The organism is Streptomyces sp. NPDC054840 (assembly GCF_053611065.1).
In genome coordinates, this window is record NZ_JBSGZP010000317.1 from 1 (window position 1) to 8,160 (window position 8,160).

At 72.5% G+C, this 8,160-nt stretch carries 9 protein-coding genes; 3 read left to right on the plus strand and 6 right to left on the minus strand.

Annotated features, from left to right (window positions below; translation table 11 throughout):
• Positions 1-26: 26 nt before the first annotated feature.
• Genes ACWGIU_RS21840 through ACWGIU_RS21860 form a run of 5 tightly spaced genes read right to left on the minus strand, consistent with a single transcriptional unit; the run spans position 27 to position 4,474 of the window.
• Entirely contained in the window at positions 27-962 is a 936-nt protein-coding gene (locus ACWGIU_RS21840; RefSeq protein WP_453708215.1) for a tyrosine-protein phosphatase, read from the minus strand.
• A gap of 30 nt (positions 963-992) precedes the next feature.
• Positions 993-2,102, minus strand: a complete 1,110-nt coding sequence (locus tag ACWGIU_RS21845; protein WP_453708217.1) for an NAD(P)H-dependent flavin oxidoreductase — start codon at positions 2,100-2,102, stop codon at positions 993-995.
• Positions 2,103-2,124: 22 nt separating this feature from the next.
• A complete protein-coding gene (locus ACWGIU_RS21850) occupies positions 2,125-2,880 on the minus strand; it encodes a CoA-transferase subunit beta (RefSeq protein WP_453708219.1) in 756 nt (251 codons plus the stop codon).
• Positions 2,877-3,728 carry a CoA transferase subunit A gene (locus ACWGIU_RS21855; RefSeq protein WP_453708221.1) on the minus strand — a complete coding sequence of 284 codons (852 nt, stop codon included), beginning with the start codon at positions 3,726-3,728 and terminating at the stop codon, positions 2,877-2,879. The genes ACWGIU_RS21850 and ACWGIU_RS21855 overlap by 4 nt, the downstream gene beginning before the upstream one ends.
• Complete coding sequence (locus tag ACWGIU_RS21860; RefSeq protein WP_453708223.1) at positions 3,725-4,474, minus strand: enoyl-CoA hydratase family protein; 750 nt, start codon at positions 4,472-4,474, stop codon at positions 3,725-3,727. Before ACWGIU_RS21860 ends, ACWGIU_RS21855 begins: the two co-directional genes overlap by 4 nt.
• Positions 4,475-4,531: 57 nt before the next feature.
• On the opposite strand from ACWGIU_RS21860, the gene ACWGIU_RS21865 reads away from it, so the two are divergent.
• The 3 genes from ACWGIU_RS21865 to ACWGIU_RS21875 all read left to right on the plus strand — a co-directional run bounded on the left by ACWGIU_RS21865 (position 4,532) and on the right by ACWGIU_RS21875 (position 6,717).
• Positions 4,532-5,296, plus strand: a complete 765-nt coding sequence (locus ACWGIU_RS21865) for an SDR family oxidoreductase (RefSeq protein ID WP_453708225.1) — start codon at positions 4,532-4,534, stop codon at positions 5,294-5,296.
• Between the two features lies 1 nt (position 5,297).
• The gene (locus tag ACWGIU_RS21870) at positions 5,298-6,209 is read left to right on the plus strand and encodes an SDR family oxidoreductase (protein WP_453708227.1); all 912 of its coding nucleotides are present in this window, start codon (positions 5,298-5,300) and stop codon (positions 6,207-6,209) included.
• Between the two features lie 70 nt (positions 6,210-6,279).
• Positions 6,280-6,717 (plus strand): VOC family protein, encoded by a 438-nt coding sequence (locus ACWGIU_RS21875; RefSeq protein WP_453708228.1) that lies wholly within the window; start codon positions 6,280-6,282, stop codon positions 6,715-6,717.
• A 465-nt stretch (positions 6,718-7,182) separates the two neighbouring features.
• On the opposite strand, the gene ACWGIU_RS21880 is transcribed toward ACWGIU_RS21875, so the two are convergent.
• On the minus strand, positions 7,183-7,866 hold the full coding sequence (locus ACWGIU_RS21880) for an HAD family acid phosphatase (protein WP_453708230.1): 684 nt from the start codon (positions 7,864-7,866) through the stop codon (positions 7,183-7,185).
• Positions 7,867-8,160 lie beyond the last annotated feature (294 nt).

Sequence of the window (8,160 nt, forward strand, 5' to 3'; positions counted from 1 at the left end):
GCCCGGCGTCGTGCTGTCCGCCACCGCTACCGGACCATCCGGTCCTGCAGCTTCGCCAGCGTCCCCAGGTCCAGGCCGAGGCCGTCTGTCAGGTAGCCGTAGAAGCTGCCGTAGTCGGCCTCCAACTGCGCCTTCGCCGAGTCCAGATAGTCCTGGCGGACCTCCTGGAGCGGGATCAGCAGGTCCGGGTTCTGCATCCGGCCCGACTGCTTGAGGCCCGCCCGCACCTGGGCGTCGTAGGTGGCGCGGAAGGTGTTCGACGCCAGGTAGTCGCGCTCCGCGGTGTCCTCGGGGACGGCGAGGGCGCGCAGCAGGACGTAACTCATCCAGCCGGTCCGGTCCTTGCCGGACGTGCAGTGGTACAGGACCGGGCCCTGCCGGCCGTCGGCGATCTCCCGCAGGGTCGCCGCGAACTGCGCCCGGTTCTCGGGGCTGCTCACGAAGGTGCGGTAGATGTCGCGCATGTAGGCCTCGGCGCGGCCGCCGCCGAGCATCCGCTCCTGGACGACGGGATCGCCGCTGCCGATCGCGCCGACGAGGGTTCCGTAGAGGCCGAGGTCGCTGACGGGGCGCGTGGTGGGGGAGAGCCCGGCGGGCAGCCGGTCGGCGCCGTCGTACTGGAGCTCCATCGCAATGCGGAAATCGACGACCTTCTGGAGGCCGAGACCGGCGACGGTGGTGATGTCCGCTGCGGTCAGCTTGCTCAGTGCGTCGGAGCGGTAGACCAGTCCCTGGCGGACCTGACCGCCGGTCCAGGTGCGGTAGCCGCCGAGGTCGCGGAGGTTGACGGCGCCCTGGAGGGGAATCTGGCGAATCGTTTCGGCTTGCAGCTGGTGCGGGTGGTGCCGGGCACTGGCCCCGGCTCCGGGCGCCGCCGCCGCGTACGCGGAGGCGGGCAGGGTCCCGATGGTGAGAGCGGCGGCGGCCGCCGCGATCGCCAGGCGGATGCGGGCACGGCTCATAGGGGCGACTCCTGTGACGGAGAAGGGGGATCACCCTGGTGGTGGCAGGGTGCGGAGCGAGTGCGGTGCTTCGAGCGATGTGTGTAATGCCAGTGATCCGAGTGATTCGAGTGCCTGTTGTGCTTCGGCCATGACGCGGGAGACGAGCTCCGCACAGGACGGAAGATCGTCGATCACCCCCGCGACCTGGCCCGATGCCATGACGCCGAGGTCCGTACGGCCCTCGACCATGGACGCCTTGAGGAGCATCGGGGTGTTCGCGGCCAGCAGGACCTGGCTCCAGGTCAGCTCCTTGCCGTGTTTCATCGCCAGGCCGTCACCGACCATCTGCGACCAGCTCAGCCCTGACAGCTTCCGGAAGCCGGCCGCGTGCCGCACCGCCCGGACCAGCGCCCGCGTCCGGCCCGCCCGCTCCAGCGAGTCGACCAGCTCCGTACGGAGCATGCGGTGCGGCAGCCCGTCGACGGCCGTGGTGACGGTGACGTCCCTGACCGTGGCCTTCAGGTACTCGGCCTTCACGGCGTCCGGGACGGTCGAGTCCGAGGTCAGCAGGAACCTGGTGCCCATGGCGATGCCCGCGGCCCCGTACGACAGGGCCGCGACCAGGCCGCGCCCGTCGCTGAAGCCTCCCGCCGCGATCACCGGAATGTCCACGGCGTCCACGACCTGCGGCAGCAGCACCGTCGTGGCCACGTCCCCCGTGTGACCGCCCCCCTCGCCGCCCTGCACGATCACCGCGTCGGCCCCCCACCCGGCCACCTTCTCGGCATGCCGCCGAGCCCCGATCGACGGGATGACGACCACGCCCGCGTCCTTGAGCCGCCCGATCAGCTCCTTGGACGGCGCCAGCGCGAACGAGGCGACCCGCACCCCCTCGTCGATGATCAGCTGGGTGCGCTCGGCCGCGTCCCCGGCGTCCGCCCGCAGATTGACCCCGAAGGGCGTCCCGTCCGGCGTGCGGGACTTCACCTCGCGGACCGCCGAACGCAGCTCGTCCAGCGTCATCGTGGCCGAGGCCAGGATGCCCAGCGCCCCCGCGTTCGCCGCGCCCGACACCAGGCGGGGGCCGGCGACCCAGCCCATGCCCGTCTGCACGAGGGGGTGCTCGACCCCGACCAGCTCGGTGAACGCCGTCCGCATCCTCATCGTCCTCCCCATCGCCTCAGACCCGCACTTCGCGGTCGCGCAGCCCCTCGGGGTCGATCACCTCGCGGATCAGCCGCAACTCCTCGACGGTCGGCTCCCGCGTGTACGGGACCTCGCCGGGGACCGCCGGCTCGAAGCCGGTCGCCGCCAGGACGTCCTCGACGGTGACGCCGGGGTGCAGGGAGGCCAGGCGCATCGAGTGGCCCGGCCCGCCGAAGTCGAGGACGCCGAGATCGCTGACCACCCGGGGCAGCCGGTGGAAGCGGGTCACCCCGGCGGTCTCCGCCCGGTCGTAGCCGACCCCGCTGACCATGTCGACGCGCTCGACGAACACCCGCTTCGAGTGCTTGGGCACCCAGTAACTCACCGGGTTGTTGAGGGTGTTGACGGGCGCACCGCGCACCCCGAGGAGCTGGCGCGTGGGCCGCTCCCAGTCACCGATGCAGGAGATGTTCTGGTTGCCGAACCGGTCGATCTGGCCGGCACCCATCATCACGTGCCGCCGGCCGCCGGTGACCATCGTCAGGTGGCGCCGGTACGGGAGCCAGCCCTCGGCGGTGCCGTCGAGCCCGACGAGCATCGCCTCCCCGTCGGTCAGCAGCAGGTCGGGGGAGAAGGTCCGCTTCGCGAGCCGGGCCCCGAAGGAGGGGATCAGGCCCATCGGGCTGGCGAGCACCTCGCCGTTGTCCCGCCAGGCCTCGGCGCAGGCGATCACGCAGTACTCGGCGCGGGAGACGGCGCGCGGGGCGGTGGTGGTGCCGGTGGTCGTCACTGCTGCTCCTCGTGCCAGGTCCGGACGGCCAGCTGGTAGTCGTGCTCGCCCGCCCCGGACAGGAAGCGTGCCGAGAATTCGTCCCAGGGGGTGGTCGCGTACAGCTTCTGGAAGGCCTCGTCACGGTCGTGGTCGGGGACGCACGAGGTGAAGTGCGCGCCGTTCGGGGTCTCCACGACCCCGGTCACCGAGTGCCGGCTGACGAGGAGGGACTGCGGGGGGCCGGACTTGGCGAGCTCGGTGGTCTCGACGAGCTGCTCGCAGGAGACGTAGGCGGCGTCGGCCGACTCGCAGAACAGGTCGTCGAAGTACGGGTCCGGGCCCAGGTACTGGGCGTTGCCGAGGCGGTCGGCGCGGTTGAGGTGGACCAGGGCGGCGTCCATGCGCAGGGCGGGGACGGCGACGAGCTCCTCGCCGTCGCCGTAGGGGGAGGTGACCGTACGCAGCTCCGGGTTGACCCGCATCACGTCGGAGCCGAGGCCGGCCCGGACGGGGAGGAAGGGGAGCCGGTTGGCGGCGGCGTGCAGGCCCCACATGAACATGGCCTCGTCGAGCTCGGTGAGGGTGAAGGCGCCGCGCTCGCGGGCGGCCCGGAAGTGGGGCTCCAGCGGGATGGAGTCGAGGGTGGCGAAGGGGGCGACCAGTCTGCGGATCCGGCCGGCCGCGGCCAGCAGGCCGACATCGGGGCCGCCGTAGGAGATCACGGTCAGATCGGTGATCTCGGAGCGGAGCAGTGCTCGCACCAGGGCCATGGGCTTGCGCCGGGATCCCCAGCCGCCGATGCCGATGGTCATTCCGCTGTGCAGCTGCCCGACCACCTCTTCGGGAGTCATGGACTTGTCGGTCATGCGGGCTCTCCCTTCCCGAAGGTGCCGCGGACCCGGTCGGCCACCCCGCTGAGGTTGGCCTCGAAGGTGAAGCCCTGCTCGAAGCGGTAGCTGCGGCGCACGTCCACGGGGTCGATCCCGTTGATGGCCGCCTTCGCCAGCCGGATCAGGTAGCCGTCCTTCTCCGCTATCTCGGCGGCCAGCTCCAGGGCGGCCGCGCGCAGCTCCGCGCGCGGGACGACCCTCCAGACCGAGCCGTGGGCGTGCAGTTCGGCGGCGGTCGCGGTGCGCGAGGTGTAGTACAGCGCGCGCATCAGGTGCTGCGGGACCAGCCGGGCCAGGTGGGTGGCGGCGCCGAGCGCGCCCCGGTCCAGCTCGGGCAGTCCGAAGGTGGCGTCCTCGGAGGCGACGATCGCGTCGGCGTTGCCGACGAGCCCGATGCCGCCGCCCAGGCAGAACCCGTTCACGGCCGCCACGACCGGCACCTCGCACTCGTACACGGCGGCGAAGGCCTCGTAGCAGCCCCGGTTGGCGCCGACGAGGGCGGTGTGTCCGGTGTCGCGCTGCATCTCCTTGATGTCGACGCCGGCGTTGAATCCGCGGCCCTCGGCGGCGAGGACGACGCACCGGATCTCGGGGTCGCGGCCGGCCGCCCGCAGGGCGTCGGCGAGGTCGTACCAGCCCCGCACGGGGAGCGCGTTGACGGGAGGGAAGTCGACCGTGACGCGTGCGATGCCCTTGCCGGGGCTTGAGGTGGAGACACCCATGAGCGGATCAGCTACCTTTCCACCAAACATTTGTTAGGTAGAGGAAGGTAGCAGCCTATGGAGCTCGACGGGAGGGTTGTCGTCGTCACCGGAGGAACCAGGGGCGTCGGCGCCGGAATCGCCCGGTCGTTCCTCGCGGCCGGCGCGGACGTGGTCGTCTGCGCCCGGCGCCCCCCGCAAGAGGCGGTCTCGGCGGACGGCCGGAAGGCCACCTTCACCCCGGTCGACCTGCGCGACCCCGCCGCCGTGCGGGACTTCTTCGGCGCGGTCGCGAGCCGGTACGGACGACTCGACTGCCTGGTCAACAACGCGGGCGGCACGCCGTACCGGCTGCTCGGCGAGGGCGCGGCGGAGCGCCACGCACGGGTCGTCGAACTCAACCTGCTCGCCCCGATGACCGCCTCCCTCGCGGCCTACCCCTGGCTGCGCGAAGCCCGGGGCTCGGTGGTCATGATCAGCAGCGTCAGCGGGACCCGCCCCTCACCCGGGACGGCCGCATACGGCGCCGCCAAGGCGGGCCTGGAGAACCTGGCCCGGTCCATGGCCGTCGAATGGGCCCCCGAAGTACGGGTCAACTCGGTGGTCCTCGGCATGGTGCGGACGGAACTGTCCCACCTGCACTACGGCGACGAGGCCGGCATCGCGTCGGTCGGCGCCACCGTCCCGCTGGGGCGGCTGGCCGAACCCTCGGACGTGGGGGACGCGGCGGTGTTCCTGGCGTCGGACCGGGCGGCGTACGTGAGCGGGGCCGGCCTGCTCGTGCACGGGGGCGGGGAGCGCCCGGCGTTCCTGGATGCGGCAACTGTCAACAAGGGGATCTGACATGGCGGGACTGTGTGAAGGCCGGGTCGCGATCGTGACCGGCGCGGGGCGGGGGCTGGGGCGCGCCCATGCGCTGGCCTTCGCGGCGGAGGGGGCGAAGGTCGTCGTGAACGACCTCGGGGTCGGACTCGACGGGCTGCCGGGGCCGGACAGCCCGGCGGCGCAGGTGGTCGCCGAGATCGAGGCGATGGGCGGGCAGGCCGTCGCCCACGGCGAGGACATCGCCACATCGAAGGGCGCGGCCTCGCTGGTGGCGGCGGCCGTGGACAGCTTCGGCCGCCTCGACACCCTCGTCAACAACGCGGGCTTCCTGCGGGACCGGATGCTGGTCAACCTGGACGAGGACGACTGGGACGCCGTCATGCGGGTCCACCTGAAGGGCCACTTCCTGCCGCTGCGGTCGGCGGCCGCGTGGTGGCGGGCCGAGGCGAAGGCGGGCCGGCCGGTCGCGGCCCGGGCGGTCAACACCTCTTCCGGGGCCGGACTGCTCGGCTCGGTCGGCCAGGGCAACTACAGCGCGGCCAAGGCGGGGATCCTCGGCCTCACGATGGTCGCGGCGCAGGAGATGGGCCCCTACGGCGTCCAGGTCAACGCGATCGCCCCGGCGGCCCGGACCCGGATGACGGAGCGGACCTTCGCCGAGTCCATGGCCGCCCCCGAGACGGGCGGCTTCGACGCGATGGCCCCCGAGAACGTCTCGCCGCTGGTGGTGTGGCTGGGCGCCGACGCCTCGGAGGGGGTCACGGGCCGGGTCTTCGAGGCGGAGGGCGGCCGGATCACCGTGATGGAGGGCTGGCGGCCGGGCCCCACGGCGGACCGGGGCGCGCGCTGGACCCCGGCGGAGGCGGGGGAGGCCACCCTGAAACTCCTCGCGGCGGCGCAGGCACCGCTGCCGGTCTACGGGGCGCGGTAGCCCTAGGGTTTCTGGTCCCGGTGCTCCGGGAGTACCGGGCACCCGAGAGCGAGAGGGACAGGACCCAGAGATGGCCATCACACCGAGCCCGCAGAAGATCACCCCGTTTCTGATGTTCGAGGGGCGGGCGGAGGAGGCGATGACCTTCTACCTCTCGCTGTTCGACGACGCCGAGGTACTGGGCATCAGCCACTACGGCGCCGACGACGCCGGCGGCGGCGAGGAGGGGAAGGTGCGCCACGCCTCCTTCTCCCTGGCCGGGCAGACGCTGATGTGCATCGACAGCTCGGTCAAGCACGACTTCGGCTTCACACCCGCCATGTCGCTCTACGTCCAGTGCGACAGCGCGGCCGAGATCGAACGCCTCTACGCAGCCCTCGCCGAGCAGGGCACGGAGCTGATGCCGCTGGGCTCGTACGGGTTCAGTGCGCGGTTCGGCTGGGTGAACGACCGCTTCGGCGTCTCCTGGCAGCTGAACCTGCTGGACGAGGCGGGCGTCGAGGACTGAACACGGTCGTCGAGGCGAGGTGGGGCACCCCCGAGGGCCGACGACGGCGCGGCACGGAAGCGGGCCCGGCCCCCTGGCGAGGGGTCGGGCCCGAGTCTTCATCGGTGCGATGTCCTATGACTACCCGCCACATCCACTCGCTGAACCGCAACCGGCCCATCATGTTGTCCATTTCCCGCTCCGAAACGGCCGGCCGCCCCGACCGGTCCGGCCGCCGGCGGACTTCGGGCGCGGGAACCGGCTCTACGCCGCTCCTACGGCGGGCCGATCGCCGGGCTCTGCGCCTCCGGCAAACCGCTCGGCGGCGGTGATGGGCAAGCCCACCCGGCCCGGGCACGACCATCGGCCCGGGCGCGGCCTTCAGCTGGGCGGCGGTCCACGCCATCGCCGCCGGGCTCGGCCGAGGGTCGCGGCGACGGGGCGGCGGGCTCGCACTGCCCGCCGGCCCCGGGTCGACGCCCTCGGTCAGGAGAGCTTGCCGTTGTAGTCCGGCAGCTTGACGGTGCGCTCCGCGTGGCCGCCGACGAGGTCGGTCGGGCTGTTGCCGATGTTGGCGATGATCGTGTAGCCGCGCGCCTCGATCTCCGCCCGCTTGCCCGTCTTGTAGGCGCTGACCTCCTCGAACAGGTCGGGCAGGTCCCGGACGTAGAGCCCCGAGACCGGGTAGCCCACGGCCTTGAGGTTGTGCTCGGTGAGGGAGTGGATGATCCCGGGGCGGGCCGTGACGAAGAAGATCGCGACACCGCGCGCGTGCGCGTACTGGGTCAGCGCGCGGACCTTGCTGATCGCCGGGGTCGGGAAGGTCCAGAACCAGTGGAAGTCCGTCTCCAGCGAGGTGTTGTCGATGTCGAGGACGAGGGCGGGCTTCTCACCGGCGGGCGAGGCGGCGATGCGCGCCTCGATGGCGGGCCGGGCCGCGTCGATCACGGCGGCGACGTCCCGCTGCCAGGTGGCGTAGTCGATGCCGAGGATCGCGGCGTTGCCGCCGGGCGCGGAGGCGGCCGGGGCAGCGGACACGGGCGCGGACACAGGCGCCGGGACGGGCGCGGCCTGGGCGGCGGTGGCCGGAACCAGCGTCAGGACGGCGGCGGCCGCGGCCACGCCGACGGCGGCGGTACGGGGCATACGGGTGCGGCGGGTGCTGCGCATGGGGGGCGCTCCCTCGGTCACGGAATTGGCATGTACGTGACCAGAGTTGGCGAGAATCGACCCCCTGTCTACTGGCCGGTAGGAAACTTTTCGTGGCCGCGTGGTGAATGGATCCACGTGGTGCGGTCGAGGCGGTGGAGCACGGCCCGCACCGGGCCCCGGCCGCCGCGCGCGTACAGGGCAGGGGCGGCTCACATGCGACCTGTTGCCGGTCCCTTCCTTTTCGGAGCGGTACGCGGAGCCGTCGGCGGGATCGGCCCCGGTGCGCCGCGCCTTCGCGTACCGCCGCAGCGC

Bases quoted from the DNA above. Each gene is read 5' to 3' on its own strand.
- ACWGIU_RS21865 (WP_453708225.1), top strand. From the start codon at position 4,532: ATGGAGCTCGACGGGAGGGTTGTCGTCGTCACCGGAGGAACCAGGGGC.
- ACWGIU_RS21845 (WP_453708217.1), bottom strand. From the start codon at position 2,102: ATGCGGACGGCGTTCACCGAGCTGGTCGGGGTCGAGCACCCCCTCGTG.
- ACWGIU_RS21880 (WP_453708230.1), bottom strand. From the start codon at position 7,866: ATGCGCAGCACCCGCCGCACCCGTATGCCCCGTACCGCCGCCGTCGGC.
- ACWGIU_RS21840 (WP_453708215.1), bottom strand. From the start codon at position 962: ATGAGCCGTGCCCGCATCCGCCTGGCGATCGCGGCGGCCGCCGCCGCT.
- ACWGIU_RS21855 (WP_453708221.1), bottom strand. From the start codon at position 3,728: ATGACCGACAAGTCCATGACTCCCGAAGAGGTGGTCGGGCAGCTGCAC.
- ACWGIU_RS21860 (WP_453708223.1), bottom strand. From the start codon at position 4,474: ATGGGTGTCTCCACCTCAAGCCCCGGCAAGGGCATCGCACGCGTCACG.
- ACWGIU_RS21875 (WP_453708228.1), top strand. From the start codon at position 6,280: ATGGCCATCACACCGAGCCCGCAGAAGATCACCCCGTTTCTGATGTTC.
- ACWGIU_RS21870 (WP_453708227.1), top strand. From the start codon at position 5,298: ATGGCGGGACTGTGTGAAGGCCGGGTCGCGATCGTGACCGGCGCGGGG.